This is a genomic window from Veillonella sp. CHU732 (genome assembly GCF_003992085.1).
Classification (GTDB): domain Bacteria; phylum Bacillota; class Negativicutes; order Veillonellales; family Veillonellaceae; genus F0422.
In genome coordinates this window covers 1-17,715 of sequence record NZ_RQVC01000009.1, presented here as the reverse complement: position 1 = coordinate 17,715, position 17,715 = coordinate 1, and the positions used below count along the sequence as shown (strand labels likewise).

The following is a 17,715-nucleotide window of genomic DNA, read 5'->3' as shown; positions in this document are numbered from 1 at the left end:
TATGTTAACAGGCATTAATAATTCCCGTAAAAGTCTCTGCTTCCAAGGAAGCACCGCCCACCAAAGCACCATCCACGTGGGCTTGGGCTAAAATATCTTTCGCATTCTCCGGTTTTACACTGCCACCGTATAGAATGCGTACTTGTTCTGCAATGTCCGGCGTATACATAGTGGCGATTTTCTCACGAATGCTTTGGCATACTTCCCCAGCTTGTTCCGCAGTGGCTGTACGACCTGTGCCAATGGCCCAAATCGGTTCGTAGGCAATGACTACCTCCGCCATTTCTTCTGCAGGCACTCCATGCAATCCCATTTCTAATTGGGAATGAATGAACGCCACCGTTTCCCCACTTTCACGTTGATTTAAACTTTCACCTACGCAAAGGATAGGGCTCATGCCATGTTGTAAAACAATGCGCACACGCTTATTCACACAACGATCCGCTTCTTTAAAGATAGAACGTCGTTCAGAGTGCCCCACAATTACGTAGGACACGCCTAAGTCCGTCAACATCGAAGGAGATACTTCCCCTGTATAGGCCCCAGATTCTTCGTGGAACACGTTTTGTGCTCCTACACGAACCTTGGTATCTTCCGCTAAATCAGCTACAGTGCTAATGGCTGTAAACGGAGGGCATACCACCACTTCACAGCTAGCATCCGCCACTAATGTTTTCAATTGTTCTACGAATACTGTGGCTTCCGTATTCGTCATATGCATTTTCCAGTTCCCTGCAATGATCGGTTGTCGCATGATAACCTCCTATGCCTCTTGTAAGGCTGCAATACCTGGTAATACTTTGCCTTCTAAATACTCTAAGGAGGCGCCGCCACCAGTGGAAATATGAGAAATTTTGTGACTTAATCCACTTTTTTCAATAGCTGCTACAGAGTCGCCACCACCTACAATTGTAGTTGCATTCGCCTCTGCCACCGCTTTCGCTACCGCATTGGTACCACCTGCGAACACTTCCATTTCAAATACGCCCATAGGGCCATTCCAAACGATCATTTTCATCGGTGCCAAAGCCTCTGCGAATAGCTCACGGCTCTTTGGACCAATGTCTAAGGCCATCCAGCCCTCTTCGATAGCCGTTGCATCTACTACTTTATGATTCGCCGTTTCACTGAAAGCATCGGCCACTACGAAATCTACTGGTAATAATAGGTTAGTGTTGGTTTCTTTTGCACGAGCGATTAATTCACGAGCTAGTTCAAATTTGTCAGCTTCCACTAAGGAAGTGCCTACATTATGACCTTGGGCTGCTATGAAAGTATTTGCCATACCACCACCGATGATCAACACTTCTACTTTTGGTAATAAGTTAGAAATAACTTCAATTTTATCGCTTACTTTAGCGCCACCGATGATAGCTGCAAATGGGTGCTCAGGATGCTCTACAGCACCGCCTACATAACGAATTTCTTTTTCTAACAAGAAACCAGCTCCCATTGGTAAGTATTTCGTAATCCCTTCCACAGAGGCATGGGCACGGTGAGATACTCCGAAGGCATCATTCACGCCAATTTCTGCTAAATCCGCTAAGGCTTTGGCAAAAGTAGGATCATTTTTTTCTTCTTCTTTGTAGAAACGAAGATTTTCTAATACAACCACATCACCGGACTTCATTTCACTTACAGCTTGTGCAGGGATGTCACCAATGCAATCTTCTACAAAACGAACTGGTTGTTCTAATAATTCACTCAATCGTTTGGCACAAGGCGCTAAAGTAAACTCTGGTTTACGTTCTCCTTTAGGACGACCTAGATGAGAGGCAATCACTACCTTGGCACCTTGTTCAATCAAATGACGCAATGTAGGTAATGTGGCACGAATCCGTGTGTCATCCGTGATAACGCCGTCTTTCAGAGGTACATTAAAATCAACTCGAACAAATACTGTTTTGTTCGCTACATTCATATTTGCTAGTGAAAGTTTCATACTGTCTCCTATCTATTTACAATTGATTATTCAGCATCTCTCAATCCTATCATTAGACGTATAGATCTGTAAGTGTACTTGTCTATGAAGTACAGTCCGTCGCAATATTTGCATGCTATACATCCAAACAAGAGATTACCTCCCCATAGACACGACAAAAAGGGACTACCCTCGTAGTCCCCGGCAGATTATAAGCCTCGTTTGCTCATGTACACAGCTAAGTCAACAATACGAGAGGAATAGCCCCACTCATTGTCATACCAAGCTACTACTTTTGCCATATTGCCTTCCATCACCATTGTCAAGTCTGCATCTACGATAGAACTACGAGCATCACCATTGAAGTCTTTGGATACTAATGGCAAATCAGATACGCCAAGAATACCTTTTAACTCACCTTCAGCTGCTTTGCGGAATGCCGCATTGATGCTTTCTTTAGTTGCTTCTTTTTCAAGTTCTACTACTAAGTCTGTTACAGACACATTTGGAGTAGGTACACGAAGAGCAAAGCCATTTAATTTACCTTTTAATTCAGGTAATACTAATGCCACTGCTTTTGCTGCACCTGTTGTAGTAGGAATAATAGACATCGCTGCCGCACGAGCACGACGTAAGTCTTTATGTGGTGCATCCAATACACGTTGGTCATTTGTGTAAGAGTGCACTGTAGTCATCATACCACGTTTGATACCAAATTCTTGGTGCAATACTTTTGCAAATGGAGCTAAACAGTTTGTAGTACAACTTGCATTAGATACTACATGATGTGTAGCTGGATCATATTCACTTTCATTGACACCCATAACGATTGTTTTATCTTCATCTTTACCTGGTGCGGAAATAATTACTTTTTTAACAGTGCCCCCTAAATGAGCTGCCGCTTTTTCACGAGAACGGAATACACCCGTACATTCGATAACCACTTCTACCCCTTCGGAGGACCAGTCTAATTTTGCTGGATCACGGTCACAGAATACACGTGTTTTTTTGCCGTCTACTACTAAATATTCGCCTTCTACAGACACGTCACAGCTTAAGTTGCCATGAATTGAGTCATGTTTAAACAGTAAAGCGGAACCTTCAATATCACCAGTATCATTAATGGCTACTACTTCCACATCTGGGTTGTTAAGAGCCGCGCGCATGACGCATTTACCAATACGACCAAAGCCATTAATACCAATCTTCACTGCCATAATCAATTCCTCCTAATAATTCTTGTACTATATAAGTTGTTATACCTCTATTTTACAAGACTATTGGGGTTGGTGCAAGCTTTTTGTACCTTTGGATGAAAGAGCCCTCTTTACTACACTTCATAGTTAGACCTATAAAATATATCCCACTACACTCCCCTCTTCTCCATACACCATAGAGTAAACCTTTGAATAGCATAATATAAAAAAGAGGAAAGCAGACTCTCCAGGATCAACTTTCCTCTCTTTTTGTGGGAACTATTTTATTAGGTGCCTTTGTATTTACATCATTGCAACCTAGACATTACTCAATATATGCTTCATGCCCACCCATTCTTACACACTAATGAAGCAAACTTTTTCGTGAACTATACATACGTTGCTTCATACTCCAATAATGATAGGTTCTTTGTAGTTCACCTAACTGTTCAGTTAATGCGCCCCCCTGCAATAGTGCACGTACCAACTCAGCCGATTTAATAAACAATTCATCAATTTTAGCAGCTTTTATATAATTAATACTCCCTTCGTTACTAATGATCACATCTACTAAGCTTACATATTCTTCTACAATTCCATCATTAAACTTGGCACATTCTAGTTGATTCTGATTAACCGCTAAACTCATGCAGGTGCAAAGCATGCACATATAATCCACTGCACCTTCTAGTTTTTTCGGTGTTAACCTACTATGTAATTGTTCTTTGGCTACTGTCAAAGACGTGCTAAAAAGGATTTTATAAAACCCCGTCTTGTCCAATGTATACTCGTATCCATCCATAGCTTTCTCCCTCATTCGATTTCCTATTAATTTCATACGTTCTTATACATAGTCTTTTACGCTCGCCCGACATAGGGTTCCTCCTTTCTCATATCCTATATGCATCTTTTCTAGCTAATACTTCCTAGCCTACTCTATTGTTATAGCACAACTTTTTTTGCAACTTGTTATCACCTTATTTTGTGACTATCATATATAATTTTCCACAAATCGTCAATTATTTTTCATCATGAAACCCATATAAAATAATCATAATAAACTATCTTTCAACCCCTTTCTTCACACTTCTTAACCCATTCTAAACTCTGTTGCTTTTGACACTCTATTACTATCTACTCTTTTATTAAATAAATTTTTTTATCAAGGTGAAAATAAAAAGCAGATACTGTTTATACAGTATCTGCTAATCGTTGGTGCCGGAGGTGGGACTTGAACCCACACGGTGTTACCCGCTTGATTTTGAGTCAAGTGCGTCTGCCATTCCGCCACTCCGGCTCGTCAACGATATTAGTATACACAGAGCTAGAAAAAATGTCAATCTTTTTTCACTTTTATATTATGCCTAAAACGCAATATAAAATTGCATTTTAGCATCTTTGCATTTTTACTACTTACGTTGACTATAATCCTCACAAGCATCTACAAAAGCTTTTGCTGCCGCTTCACTGCCAGAGAAATTAATGTGTAAATAGGATGCTAACACATTTTTATGTGCATATCCACCTTGATAGGCTTTCGGTTTACGTCCACCTACTAATTCAAAGGCCCAAGGAAATGGACTTTGTGTAGGTGTCATGGTAGAAAAATGAAACTCATGTCCACGCAAAGTATCTTTCACAGACCCTAAGATACTTGGTTCCAACATAGTGGCACTTACATATCCAACCCGTTGTAAGCTTTGTTGCATTTCACAGGTAGCTGGTACAATCCCCACCATCGGATAGGTATTCCCTTCAAAATCAGTCACTGCTTCTGTCATATACATGAGACCGCCGCATTCCGCATAGATTGGCATCCCTTTTTCACTAGCCTTACGTATACTATCTTTAATAGATTCATTTTTCCCCAGTTGAGATAAAAACATCTCTGGAAAACCACCACCAAAAAAGATACCATCTACATCTGGCAAGGATGTATCTTGTAAAGGACTAAAATAATGTAACTCCGCCCCTTCTGCTTCTAAAGCGGATAAGCTAGCTGGATAGTAAAAGGAGAACGCTTCATCAAAAGCGATGCCAATACGTGTGCGTTTTTCTACAGCCTCTACTACCTCCACAGTTTCCACAGACAAGTCCGCCGCATTTTGAGCTAACTCTACCAGGGCTTCTAAATCCACCATGACTTTTACAGCTTCACGAATGGTAGCAATAGCCTCTGTGGGATCAATTTCTGTCACTGGTGTCAATCCTAAATGACGTTCTGGTGATTGCATGCGTTCATCACGACGAATGGCACCTAGTACAGGAACACCTAATTTCTTCATCGCCGTCCGTATCATATATTCATGATTATCCGATCCTAATCGGTTTAAAATAACCCCACCAAATTGTACCTCTGGGTCATAATCCCGAAAGCCTTTAGCAATGGCTGCTGCGCTTTCTCCCATCGCCTTACAATCGATCACTAATACCACTGGTGCATTTAAATCTTTGGCTACTTGCGCAGTGGAACTAACACCTTCACGTCCTCCATCATAAAGACCCATCACGCCTTCTATAATGGAAATATCTGCTGTTTCTGCTTGTCCGGCAAAAAAAGGAATCAATTTATGTGGTGGCACAAGCCAGGTATCTAAGTTGTAACATTCTCTTTGGCTAGCAATTTTATGAAAGCCCGGATCAATATAATCCGGGCCTACTTTAAATGCCTGTACCGCTTTGCCCTGCTCTGTCAAAGCCGCCAAAAGCCCTGCTACAATGGTTGTTTTTCCGACACCTGAGTTGGTGCCTGCTATGACAATTCTTGGTCGTTGTACAGTGTTCATAACATACCTCTTAGCGATCTTTACGTTTCGCCAAAATTGTAGATAAATAGTTTAATTTTGTATCAGATGGCAACGCATCTACATTACGATAGATTTCTTCCTCTGGTAATCCAACACGAGAAATCATCACAGCCTCTTCTGCCATATCATGTTTGCGAAGTGTCTCTTGCACTTCAGAGAAGTTTCTATACACTTTCATAATAACTGCATCATCAGCTACAGCAAGTACAGCATCAATTTTTTCTTTTGGTGCTGTCGCTGGAATAATCGCTAACACTTCCTCTTTTTCTACAATTGGGTAGCCCAAATGGGATCCGATTGCACAAAATGCAGTAACACCTGGAATAGTTTCAATATCAAAACCAGCAGATTCTACTAAGCGATATACATACATATATGTACTGTAAAACATTGGATCCCCCAATGTTAAGAATACAACTTTTTTACCTTCTTCTAGTAATCCAGTAATAATTTTACGAGCTTCTTCCCAACCTTTAGATTGTTCATTATCATCTAATACCATTGGAAATACAACTGGTACGATTTCTGTATGTTCTTGAATATATGGTTCTGCAATATGCAAGGCTACAGAACCATCTTTTTTTTCTGTTTTCGGCGTAATGATAACATCTGCTTCTCCCACAATACGAGCAGCTTTCACAGTCATCAACTCAGAATCCCCAGGACCTACACCGATACCATATAATTTACCTTTCATCAGGACACCTCTTTATCTATCAACATTGAACTAGTAAGATTTACTACTTCCAATCTACTATAACTTGTTTAGTATATCATGATTATCCATGAATGTACACGAAATACCCTTCTATGTACTACTAGAAAATCCCTTAGCCATCAAATTATTATGAATTATAATATTATAATCTTTTTTGATATAACCCCTGCATAGCATCTGCCAAATGCTCCACATAAATATCTTGAATTTCTTTGTATTCTCCAAGGCCTTTTTCATAGGATACCACTTCATAGCCTGCTTCTGTTAATCCAGAAAGCAAACTGTCTTCTTCCTCTCCGAATAAATCATTCAATGCATGATCACCACAGACTAATAATAGGGGGTGTAAATGTACTCTTTTACATTCGTGGTCGTCTCGTTCCCATCGTGCTAATATATCTTCAGGTGTTGGAAAATTTTCTAATGTAGCAATGGATGTATTACGGAACCCTTCATATTGTAATTTCAATTGTAGTACTGCATAAGATGCATTTCCTACATTAAACCCACCATGACCTACTAGAAGTAAATCTTCCGTTTCAGGAACATGTAAGGCCTTGATAAAACGATCAATCAATATTTGATAATCGTCTGGCACTTCCCCTTCTTGTCCCATGAAATACAAAAGCGGTCTACCAAATACAATTTCTTGTACAGAGCCTTTTCCGTTGAACTCCATAATATTTTTTCGAAGCTTATCAAACTCTGCACCACCTACTAAATGTGTAGGCTGTACAATGATCCGTTCATAGCCTTCTGCTACAATCGATTCCATAGTCTCAATTTCATTTTGGAATACAATATTTCTATCTTTCAAACGCTTAATGACAATACGTGATGTAAAGGCCAACCTTACTTCATGACTCGGATTTGCTTTACGAATGGCATCTACCACTGGGAAAATTTGATTTTCTCTTGCGCTGTCTACAGTAGAGCCAAAAGATGTGACTAGAATAATCTCTTTCATGTTATACCTCATACTTAAATTAAGAACATACCTATCTATAGTGTAAATTAAAATTGGTGTTCTGTAAAATAAATATAAGTCATTAACCAATCTCTTCCCACACTAATGCATTACGCTACTCTAATATACTCTTCTTATATCTATATACAACACCTTACATAGTAGAGTTCAGGTGAACATAAAAGAGCTATACCCAGTTGCCTTCATAACAACTAAGTATAGCTCGTTTCTTATATTACTTTACAGTAATCGCAATATCATCATTTTCTACTACTACATGAATTGTTTTACCTTCTCCAGCTTTACCTTCTAAGATAGCATCAGAAATTGGATCTTCTACTAACCGTTGGATAGCTCGTTTCAAAGGTCTTGCCCCCATAGCAAAGTCAGTTCCTTCTGCTACGATTTTCTCCATAGCTTCATCAGATACTTCTAATTCCATACCTTGTTCATGTAATCGTGTTGTCACAGATTGCAATAAAATACGCACGATACTTTGCAATTGTTCTGTTTCTAGAGCATGGAATACAATCATTTCATCAATACGATTCAAAAACTCTGGGCGGAAATGAGATTTCACAGCTTGGAGCACATCTTTTTTCATGGACTCTTTATCTTTTCCACTTTCTTCTTCTCCCTTAGCTGCTAAGAATCCCATAGCTGCCGCATCTTCTTTGAGATATTGCGCTCCTAAGTTACTTGTCATAATGATCACGGTATTTCTGAAATCGACTGTGCGACCTTGGTTATCCGTTAATCGTCCATCATCCAAGACTTGTAATAAGATATTAAAGAAGTCTGGATGCGCTTTTTCCACTTCATCAAAGAGAACCACACTATATGGGCGACGACGAACAGCCTCAGTTAATTGACCTCCTTCATCATATCCTACATAGCCCGGAGGCGCTCCCACTAAACGGCTCACCGCATGTTTTTCCATATACTCTGACATGTCGATGCGAATCATAGCATTTTCATCACCAAATAAATTAGATGCTAAGGATCTAGCTAATTCTGTTTTACCAACCCCAGTAGGTCCTAAGAATAGGAAGGAACCAATTGGACGTTTTGGATCTTTTAATCCAGCTCTTGCACGGCGTACCGCTTTCGATACAGCTACGACAGCTTCGTCTTGACCGATGACACGTTGATGCAATTCTTCTTCCAAGCGTAATAAGCGTTCCGATTCTTCTTCTGCCACTCGTGATACAGGGATACCACTCCATTCAGAAACAACAGCGGCTATTTCAGACTCTGTCACTACTAGCTTGGATTCGCTGTCTTTTTTGCTATCTTCTTGTTTTGATGCAATGTCAGATTCTAATTCTTTTTCTTTATCACGAAGTGTAGCTGCTCGCTCAAAGTCTTGGGCTGTAACAGCTGCCTCTTTTTCTTTTTGTACTTGCACTAACTCATCTTCTAAGGCTTTCACATCTGGAGTTGCCGTAAACACAGCCATACATACTTTAGATGCTGCTTCATCCATGACATCGATTGCTTTATCTGGCAAGAATCGATCTGCAATATAACGACTTGATAAATGTACAGCTGCTGCCAAGGCTTCATCTGTAATTTGTACCTTATGGAATGCTTCGTAGCGATCACGTAAGCCCTTCAAAATAGATAACGCATCTTCTTCACTTGGTTCCCCCACTTGTACTGGTTGGAAACGACGTTCTAAAGCAGCATCTTTTTCAATATGCTTTTTATATTCGTCTAATGTAGTAGCTCCAATCACTTGGAAATTGCCACGTGCTAAGGCTGGCTTCAAGATATTTGCTGCATCCATGGCTCCTTCTGTAGCACCTGCTCCAATCAAAGTATGAATTTCATCAATAAATACAATCATATCATTATGTGCTTGTACTTCATCCATCACTTTTTTCAAACGCTCTTCAAATTCACCGCGATATTTTGCTCCTGCTAACATGGAGCTCAAGCTTACAGAAATAATGCGCTTATCTCGTAATACATCTGGCACATCTCCACTAACAATACGTTGTGCTAACCCCTCTGCAATGGCTGTTTTACCAACCCCAGGTTCACCGATAAGGACTGGATTATTTTTTGTGCGACGGCTTAAAATCTGAATTACCCGTTGAATTTCTGTATCACGACCAATGACAGGATCAATTTTGCCTTGTTTTGCACTTTCATTAAGATCTATAGCATAGTCAGAAATTTCGCCTAAATCACTAGCTGTACCTTGTGTTGGATTAGAACTTGGTTCTTCTCCACCTACAATAGCATTTACTTTTTCTACTACATCTTCTGGACGAATTCCTTTTGCTGCCAATAATTGCATGGCTACCCCACCACCATCGTACAATAGGCCTAATAAAATATGCTCTGTACCGATGTAGTTATGTCCACGACCATTGGCGGCTTGTTGCGCTAAATCCAATACATGTTTCGTACGCGGTGTCATTTGTAATTGGCCTCCACTATGCGTACCTTTACCAACTGCACGAATCACTTCTTGTGCCAATGCCTTTCCTTCTACTCCTAAGGCTAGCAACGCACGTGCAGACACTGATTTTTCTTCTTCCACAAGGCCTAACAACAAATGCTCTGTTCCTACATAATTATGTTTATATTCAACTGCTTTTTCTTGGGCAATTACTAACGCACGTTTTGCCCCTTCTGTATATCTTTCTATCATTTTCTTCCTCCTTTTGAACCTCGTAACAAGGTATCTTGTATTACTTGTGCCCTTTGACTATCACGTTCTTGCGAGCCCATCGACTCTTTCCCCACTAATTTGGCCAGAAAATTTGGTCTTGTAATGACTAGCATTTCGTGAAAGTTCATGGTCACATCTATTAATTTCATATCTATGCCTAACTGCACATCACTCAATAAAGCCAAGGCTTCTTCTCCTGAAATACGGCGTGCATGGGTCAAAATACCATAGGACCTCCACACCTTATCTTCAACGCCTTCTTTATCTGTAGTCCATAATTCAGACCGTGCTTTTTCTTCTTCTTTTACAACGCCTTGTACAATCTGTGAAAGTTGTTCAATCGTTGCTTGCTCACTAATTCCCATGGTTTGCTGATTAGAGATTTGATATACATGGCCTAATCCCTCAGATCCTTCACCATAGAGACCTCGTACAGAATAGCCCATACGGATAATACTACGAATAATCCGCTGTAATTTGCCCGTCATTGACAACGCTGGAACATGGACCATCACAGATGCTCTCATCCCCGTTCCTACATTGGTAGGACAGGCAGTTAAGTATCCAAAGTCTTTTGAAAACGCATAGTCGTATTTACTTTCTATCACATCATCAATAGCTACCGCTCGTTCATAGGCTGTTTCTAATTGTAATCCTAATTCCATGGACTGAATCCGCAAATGATCTTCTTCATTCACCATAATGGCAATACGAGAATCTTCAGAAATGATGACACTTCGTTCTTGACTCTGGGTCGCCAAATTAGGAGAAATTAAGTGTTTTTCTACTAGCACATCTCGTTCCATAGGACTTAAAGATGCCAAGTTAATTTTTGAAAAGCTTTTACCATAGGCTGTTTGCAAAGGGGCAATCATAGACCGCATATACCCATCAACCTTAGCTAAATCATTGATATCTCCTCGATTCGTAAAAGGTATACCTTTAAAATTTCTTGCTAATCGGATACGACTAGATAACACAATACGATGATCTAAGTCGGTTTCTTTCATCCAAGGCGACAATGCCTCATCTAAAATAGTATGTAACATAGCCCCTCCTTAATTTGATGCTTTAGACTGTTCCAAAGACTTAATTTCATCACGAATTTGTGCAGCTCTTTCAAATTGCTCTTCCTTTACCGTCCGAATTAGCTCATTTCGTAGTTGCTTAATAGTTTGCTCTACTTTCAAATCTGCGGCTCCTCGTTGAGGAATGCGACCTTCATAAGAAATAGATCCTTGAATACGCTTAATTAGGGGAACTAAGTGCTGCCGAAACGCCTCGTAGCATCTATCACAACCTAATCGACCTTGATGATTAAATGCCGATACAGTCATGCCGCATTGTGGGCAAGTAATCTGTTTGCTATTACCCAATGCACTTTGAGGGTACATAACATTGGCAAAGAATTGATTATTAAAAAAGCTATCATCAAACATAGAGGAAAACATGGTTCCACTTCCCTGCTCTTTTTGATTCGCACATTGTTGGCAATAATGATGCTCCTCTTTTGCTCCATTCACAATAGATGTCATATGAATGTTTGCATTTTCTTTACCACAAGAATCACATTTCATAGTCTACACCTCCTCATTTATGATGTTCATAATGGCTTGATAAAAACGCTCTGCTGCTTCTTTTCTACGTTCCGTTGGTACATCTTGTAAAATTCTAACAAATGCTTCATGCAACATCGCTGCTTCACGTTTTGTAATACGCGCTTCTTTCATATGTTGGAATAATACTTGATCAATGTGACCAATTGTGATAACAGGTTCCTCTTCATTACGTTTTTGAGTTTTTTCTAAGGGAATCAGGACTTTTGTTCTTACCGGTTCCATAACTCTAGTAATTGTGATTGAACCACCTAATCCCCGTCTGGATTGAACAATGAATCCCCGGTCATTTGAAAATCGTGTACTCAACACATAACTAATTTGTGAGGGCGCACAATCCAAAGTCTCGGCTAGTTCATTTCTCCTTAGCGTAATGCCTTTCTGTTCTTCTAATAGTTTCGTCAGTATAAACTGTTCAATCTTATCTGCTAAAATGCTCATATTATAACCTCATTTCTTCCATTTGTGATGTATTATCTACTATAATGCAATCCTAAATATTCACATCATCAGTCATTATATACACCGAATAGTTGAATTTGACTTTTTGTTCTTTTCTATGGTTAGAGTATATCTGACTTTTTGACTTTTGTCAAATACTTTTTTTGACTTTTTGACTATTTAGTTAAAAAATAATGTAGGACACTGTTCGTATATGAATCGTGCCCCACATCGACAGCAAAACAAAATAGGTAGCCCCTCTATTAGAAAGGCTACCTATTGTATATTCTAGCAAGCAACTTCACTCTTACAAATATCATGATTGTGTTTAGTTATATGTGTTGTGTGTTAGGTTTTGTATTATGTGTGTGTTATGTGTGTTAGGTTTGATAGGAAGTCCTCACTTCACAGTAAGAGTGAGTGTAGCAATTATTGACGGCTACCTAATTTGGAGTCCAAGAATAATTGTGCAGAACGGCTATCTTGTGCAAATGTAAATTGATCTACTAAGTCAGTTGCATTCGCTTCTTCTTCTACTTGTTCTTCTACGAACCAGTTCAAGAAAGATACTGTAGCATAATCTTTTTCTTCTAATGCTAATGCATACAAGTTGTGGATTTTACCAGTAATCATTTGCTCGTGAGCCAATACTGCTTTTGCCACTTCTAATGGATTAGTCAAAGTAGATGCTGTATTTTTTACATCACCTAGTGTTACTTTTTCATTGTTGCTTTGTAAGTAATCAATGAATTTGAAAGCATGAGTTACTTCTTCTTGGTATTGTGCACGTAACCATGCAGAGAAACCTTTGAAGTTAGCATCAGCCATAGCTAAGGAAAGAGCTAAATATGTGGATGCTGCATTAAATTCGAAAATTACTTGTTCGTTAAGAGCTTGTGCTACTTTTTGATTCATATTTTTATACCTCATATACTATTTATAAATTGACAATACACTGATGTGTTCCCACATCGTGATTTCATTATAACAGATAAATCGAAATAAATCAATCTTCTTTTTCTATTTTTTTCGATTTTTTATCATTTATTTTATATTTTGATAATGATTGCAAGTTACACAGACTGAAATGCTCAATCATTCATGCATAGCTAACTAAAAGAGAGTATACTATTCATGCAAGAACTTTCATTTTATTATATATAACATTATACACATTGGAGGTGAGATGTATGATGAATCTAATCAGTCGTGCTTTTACTCGAGCAAAACAAAATCTAAGTTCCCATAAAGTAAAAGTGTATGTCGTCTCTGGTTTTCTAGGTGCTGGAAAGACAACATTCATTCAGCAACTCATACAAGAATTACCAGATCCAACAAGAGTTTTGATTTTAGAAAACGATTTCGGCCAAGTCAATTTAGATGGAGCTATCCTCCGGGAAAAAGGATATACCGTTCGTGAGCTCACATCCGGATGTATTTGTTGTAGCTTAGCCGGCGATTTCCGTAGAGCTTTAGTAGATATTTTAGACACTCAAGATGTGGATTATATTATCATTGAACCATCTGGGGTGAGTCAACTATCTGACATTCTAGCTATTTGCAAGGATTCATCTATTGCAAAACGCATTGAGCTCACCGGTTGTGTGTCCATTGTAGATGCCATGCGAGCTCCTATGTACTACAAAAACTTTGGTGTCTTCTTTAAAGATCAAATTGCCTACTCAAGCCAAGTCTTTATTAGCCATCAAGAAGATGAAGATTTGCTACAAAACACTTTGGAAATTATTCGTCTCTTAAATCCAGCTGCACCGATTTACATCGTGCCTTGGAAAGAGATTACACTTTCAAAATATATTTCCATGTATCCACGAGAGCAAGTCATCTCCTCTTTATCACCTGCCAAAAATATTGAAAATCATACAGGTCATCATACAGCACGGAATCACCCAGAGATTCCTCGCCATGACCACATTGCTCATCACGCACAGGCCAAAGATGCTTTCTTAACATGCACTGTAGAATGCACCTTACCTCGCACCATCGATGAATGGCAAGAACATTTGAAAGCCCTCATCGAAACGAATACAACTGGTCATATCTTACGATTGAAAGGTTGCATCCCTCTATCCACGGGAGGGCAAGCCTTAGTGCAATACAATGGCACTGGTTTGGAGATTACTCCTACCACATTACATGATTCATATTTAACTATCATTGGTCCTTCTTTGAACAATGATGCGCTGCAGTCTTTTATTAATGGAACAATGTAACACCTATGAAAACTATCCCCACCTATGTAGTGATGGGCTTTCTTGGCTCAGGAAAGACAAGCTCCATCACTGCTGGTATTGAAAGTCATAAAATTTCAAATGTTCTTCTCTTTCAATTTGAGCAGGGCTTACAAAGTCCTGCTCTTTCCAACGAAAGAGTACATACTTTCTCCATCGACGATGATCCCAAGAATACTATCTCTGCTTGTCAGCAAGTATTACAAGATCGTCAGTATCGTGAACTTTGGATCGAATGGAATGGCATGGGCTCCTTAGAAAGTTTTGAAGAACTTTTTCTACACTCTCCCTTAGGAGATATGTTAGACATTAAACATATTTATTATGTGACCCATCCAGAATGGGTGGAGTCACAATTACCGTATTTAGGAGAAATTCCCCTTTCACAAATTCGCTATAGCGATACAGTCATACTGGGCAATACTACGCAAGAAAAGGCTAAAGAGTATACTGATTTAGCTCCTAATAGCACTTGGATTGCCTGCCAAGATGTGAAGCAATGGCCTATCACAAAACCTATACAAATGTCTAAACCTAGATGGAAACAATATGCAATCATTCCCATCCTATTAGCCTTGGGATATATGTTTTATGCACAGCCTAATTGGGTAACCATGACCACGGCCATCTTATTACAGATGATACCATTTTTGCTTTTAGGGACTGGCATTTCCGTCATCGTAGAGCAATATGCCTCTCCCTATCGCATAGAAAAATATTTACATCGTTCTCCTATGTTCGCCTATATACTAGCTATTATCATGGCTTGTACTATGCCACTCTGTGATTGCGCGGTAATCCCTATCTTACGCAGCCTAACACGGCAAGGTATGGAACCGAAAGTTAGTCTATTCTTTACGATGATTAGTCCTTTGCTAAATCCCATTGTACTACTCTCCACTTATTATGCATTCCCAAAAGAACCTATGATACTCTGGGGACGACCTTTACTAGGAATTTTGCTTGCTTTTATTGTCAGCCAATATTGTGGCTCTCGTATCTATGGTCGTACCGATGCATTCCCTCCATGGAAACAATTAACTCTAGTAAAATCGCTGTCAAAAGACATAGGATTTTTCGGAAGATTACAAGAAGAAACCTTACGCCTATTGCCCTTTATCATAATTGGGTCTATACTAAGTAGTGGGTTACAATTATTTTTACCTAAACAATGGTTGCAAGATATATCCTTATCTGGTTCCATTTTAGTCATCTTCGGTATGATGGCACTCGCCTTTTGCGTATCCATCTGCTCTACTGCAGATGCCATTATCGCTCGGTCCTTTATGAACGTCATTCCTTTACCAGGAATCTTGGCATTCTTACTGTTTGGACCTCTATTAGACATTAAAAACTACGTCTTATTACGAAATCTGTTCCCTAATTCCTTTGTGAAAGTATATAGTATTTCCATCATTCTGGGAACAACGATTATATGTATACTATTTTCGATCATAGGAGGTTATGCACTATGAAATACATTCCTACAATTAACATTCACGCAGCGGTAGAAATCGTAGCCTCTGCTAGTTGCAGCCTATCCTTGTTATATTTATTAACAACAGGCTCCATCTATCGTTTAATTGCCCCTAATTCCTATATCATCGCTTTGCTATGGGCTTTGACATTATTACTATTATGGAGCACAATCAAAGCAAGCAAAAACATATTCCGTAGATCTTATGGCTCTTCGTATCGAAATGCTATCCTATACGGATTATGTACATTACTATTAAGTCCATCCATCTTCCATGCCCAAGCCTTTGCATTACCAGCGGAAGAGCCTGTGGACCAAGTCATTTCCATCACTAAAGAACCAGTTCCAACGAACGATTATAAAAACATTGGTGATGGCATCGATGATACGCATCGACACATTACATTAACATCTAGAAATTATTACGATACAATTTTAAAAGTATCTAATCACATTGAAAAATATAAAGGCTATACAGTAACAGCTACAGGCTATATTTCTTATCATGACAAAGCTTTACAAGGCAATGACTTTGTATTAGCTCGTGATTTAATGATTTGCTGCGTAGCAGATATGTCTCCATTTGGATTACCTACAGAGTACTCCTCCACTACACCATTGTTAGAGCATACTTGGTATACAATGGAAGGAACTATCGGCACTCGTAACTTCCACGGTGTAGAACAGCCTTACATCGTAAACAGCAAAATTACACAAGCCGATGCAATCGATGGATATATTTTCCCTAACTAAATAACAATAAAAAACGCACATCAGTACCTTCTGATGTGCGTTTCTTATCATATTTTCTATACATTATCTATTTGCAGTTATATAATAAACTTACAGGAGGGGACTATTATGGAACAGTCAAATTTAAAAAATAATGTTGCCTTAAAAAATGAACCTCATCATTCCGTTAAGGTAAGAGTAGACCCGTTTTACTCTAAAGAAAACCTTCAATACATTAGGGATGGAATTGCTGCACTAGATGCAGGATTAGGTGTGGAACATTCTATTAAGGAGGGGTAAAATAATGAAAAAAATTATGGTTCATTTTATATCATATTGTTTCGTTCTTCTTATGTCCTTAGCTTTTACAACCTCTGTAAATGCAACTGATATCTGGATTAGTAGCTCAGAAAATACTAGTCTTTATATAATGGATGATACCATTTCTTATGGAACATCTCCCCATGGAAAATGGATTACTGTGTCTGTAAAAATTGTTAAACACAACAGAGTCATAGAAACAGTATTTTCAAAATATACAACAGATATGTGGAGATACTATACCAACACAATGCGGGGTAATCACACTACTGTTGTAATACCACGCCATAAAATATTTGAATATATGATGCATAGAATAGGCTGGACCTATACCATTCGAGATAATTTATGGTACTATTAATCTGCATTATCAAGAAAAGCCATACCCCTCTGGTTTCCCAGATAGGGTATGGCTTTTACGGCTCTATAATAAATGTTGGGGCTACTCATATAAGAGTAGTCGCCAACATTTTTTGTTGCAATAAAATAGACATATACAGACTCATACCATATCATAAAAGTAACCACACAATTAAGAAAGGATGAGTCATATATGTCTACAGTTAATTATACAGAAGTTATCTTTA

At 38.9% G+C, this 17,715-nt stretch carries 17 protein-coding genes and 1 tRNA gene; 5 read left to right on the top strand and 13 right to left on the bottom strand.

Annotation, left to right across the window (positions count from 1 at the left end; genetic code table 11):
• Positions 1-4: 4 nt before the first annotated feature.
• The 13 genes from tpiA to EO121_RS05115 form a co-directional block, all read right to left on the bottom strand.
• On the bottom strand, positions 5-757 hold the full coding sequence (gene tpiA / locus EO121_RS05175) for a triose-phosphate isomerase (RefSeq protein ID WP_370447215.1): 753 nt from the start codon (positions 755-757) through the stop codon (positions 5-7).
• A 6-nt stretch (positions 758-763) separates the two neighbouring features.
• Entirely contained in the window at positions 764-1,942 is a 1,179-nt protein-coding gene (gene pgk, locus EO121_RS05170) for a phosphoglycerate kinase (protein WP_127166541.1), read from the bottom strand.
• Positions 1,943-2,130: 188 nt separating this feature from the next.
• On the bottom strand, positions 2,131-3,138 hold the full coding sequence (gap, locus tag EO121_RS05165; protein ID WP_062402066.1) for a type I glyceraldehyde-3-phosphate dehydrogenase: 1,008 nt from the start codon (positions 3,136-3,138) through the stop codon (positions 2,131-2,133).
• A gap of 343 nt (positions 3,139-3,481) precedes the next feature.
• Positions 3,482-3,919, bottom strand: coding sequence for a hypothetical protein (locus EO121_RS05160; protein ID WP_127160563.1), 438 nt, complete (start codon positions 3,917-3,919; stop codon positions 3,482-3,484).
• Between the two features lie 411 nt (positions 3,920-4,330).
• A tRNA-Leu gene (locus tag EO121_RS05155) sits at positions 4,331-4,414 on the bottom strand.
• 112 nt (positions 4,415-4,526) lie between these two features.
• A complete protein-coding gene (locus tag EO121_RS05150) occupies positions 4,527-5,903 on the bottom strand; it encodes a cobyrinate a,c-diamide synthase (RefSeq protein WP_127160564.1) in 1,377 nt (458 codons plus the stop codon).
• A gap of 10 nt (positions 5,904-5,913) precedes the next feature.
• Positions 5,914-6,621, bottom strand: coding sequence for a precorrin-2 C(20)-methyltransferase (gene cobI / locus EO121_RS05145; RefSeq protein WP_127160565.1), 708 nt, complete (start codon positions 6,619-6,621; stop codon positions 5,914-5,916).
• Between the two features lie 163 nt (positions 6,622-6,784).
• Positions 6,785-7,609, bottom strand: coding sequence for a sirohydrochlorin cobaltochelatase (locus EO121_RS05140; protein WP_127160566.1), 825 nt, complete (start codon positions 7,607-7,609; stop codon positions 6,785-6,787).
• A 235-nt stretch (positions 7,610-7,844) separates the two neighbouring features.
• A complete protein-coding gene (locus EO121_RS05135; RefSeq protein WP_127166539.1) occupies positions 7,845-10,271 on the bottom strand; it encodes an ATP-dependent Clp protease ATP-binding subunit in 2,427 nt (808 codons plus the stop codon).
• Entirely contained in the window at positions 10,268-11,341 is a 1,074-nt protein-coding gene (locus EO121_RS05130; RefSeq protein ID WP_127166537.1) for a protein arginine kinase, read from the bottom strand. Before EO121_RS05130 ends, EO121_RS05135 begins: the two co-directional genes overlap by 4 nt.
• 9 nt (positions 11,342-11,350) lie before the next feature.
• Positions 11,351-11,869, bottom strand: coding sequence for a UvrB/UvrC motif-containing protein (locus EO121_RS05125; protein ID WP_127166536.1), 519 nt, complete (start codon positions 11,867-11,869; stop codon positions 11,351-11,353).
• Positions 11,870-11,872: 3 nt separating this feature from the next.
• Positions 11,873-12,349: a CtsR family transcriptional regulator gene (locus EO121_RS05120; RefSeq protein ID WP_127166534.1), complete on the bottom strand. Its 477-nt coding sequence runs from the start codon at positions 12,347-12,349 to the stop codon at positions 11,873-11,875.
• Between the two features lie 429 nt (positions 12,350-12,778).
• Entirely contained in the window at positions 12,779-13,264 is a 486-nt protein-coding gene (locus EO121_RS05115; protein WP_009372173.1) for a ferritin, read from the bottom strand.
• A 275-nt stretch (positions 13,265-13,539) separates the two neighbouring features.
• Between EO121_RS05115 and EO121_RS05110 the strand changes: the two genes are divergently transcribed.
• From EO121_RS05110 to EO121_RS05095, 5 genes are all read left to right on the top strand, one after another.
• Positions 13,540-14,580 carry a GTP-binding protein gene (locus EO121_RS05110; RefSeq protein ID WP_127166532.1) on the top strand — a complete coding sequence of 347 codons (1,041 nt, stop codon included), beginning with the start codon at positions 13,540-13,542 and terminating at the stop codon, positions 14,578-14,580.
• A gap of 5 nt (positions 14,581-14,585) precedes the next feature.
• Positions 14,586-16,073, top strand: coding sequence for a permease (locus EO121_RS05105; RefSeq protein WP_127166530.1), 1,488 nt, complete (start codon positions 14,586-14,588; stop codon positions 16,071-16,073).
• Positions 16,070-16,828 (top strand): TIGR03943 family protein, encoded by a 759-nt coding sequence (locus EO121_RS05100; RefSeq protein WP_164725870.1) that lies wholly within the window; start codon positions 16,070-16,072, stop codon positions 16,826-16,828. Before EO121_RS05105 ends, EO121_RS05100 begins: the two co-directional genes overlap by 4 nt.
• Positions 16,829-16,936: 108 nt before the next feature.
• Complete coding sequence (locus EO121_RS08645) at positions 16,937-17,107, top strand: hypothetical protein (protein ID WP_164725869.1); 171 nt, start codon at positions 16,937-16,939, stop codon at positions 17,105-17,107.
• Between the two features lie 4 nt (positions 17,108-17,111).
• Positions 17,112-17,489: a hypothetical protein gene (locus EO121_RS05095; protein WP_127166528.1), complete on the top strand. Its 378-nt coding sequence runs from the start codon at positions 17,112-17,114 to the stop codon at positions 17,487-17,489.
• The last annotated feature ends 226 nt before the right edge of the window (positions 17,490-17,715 follow it).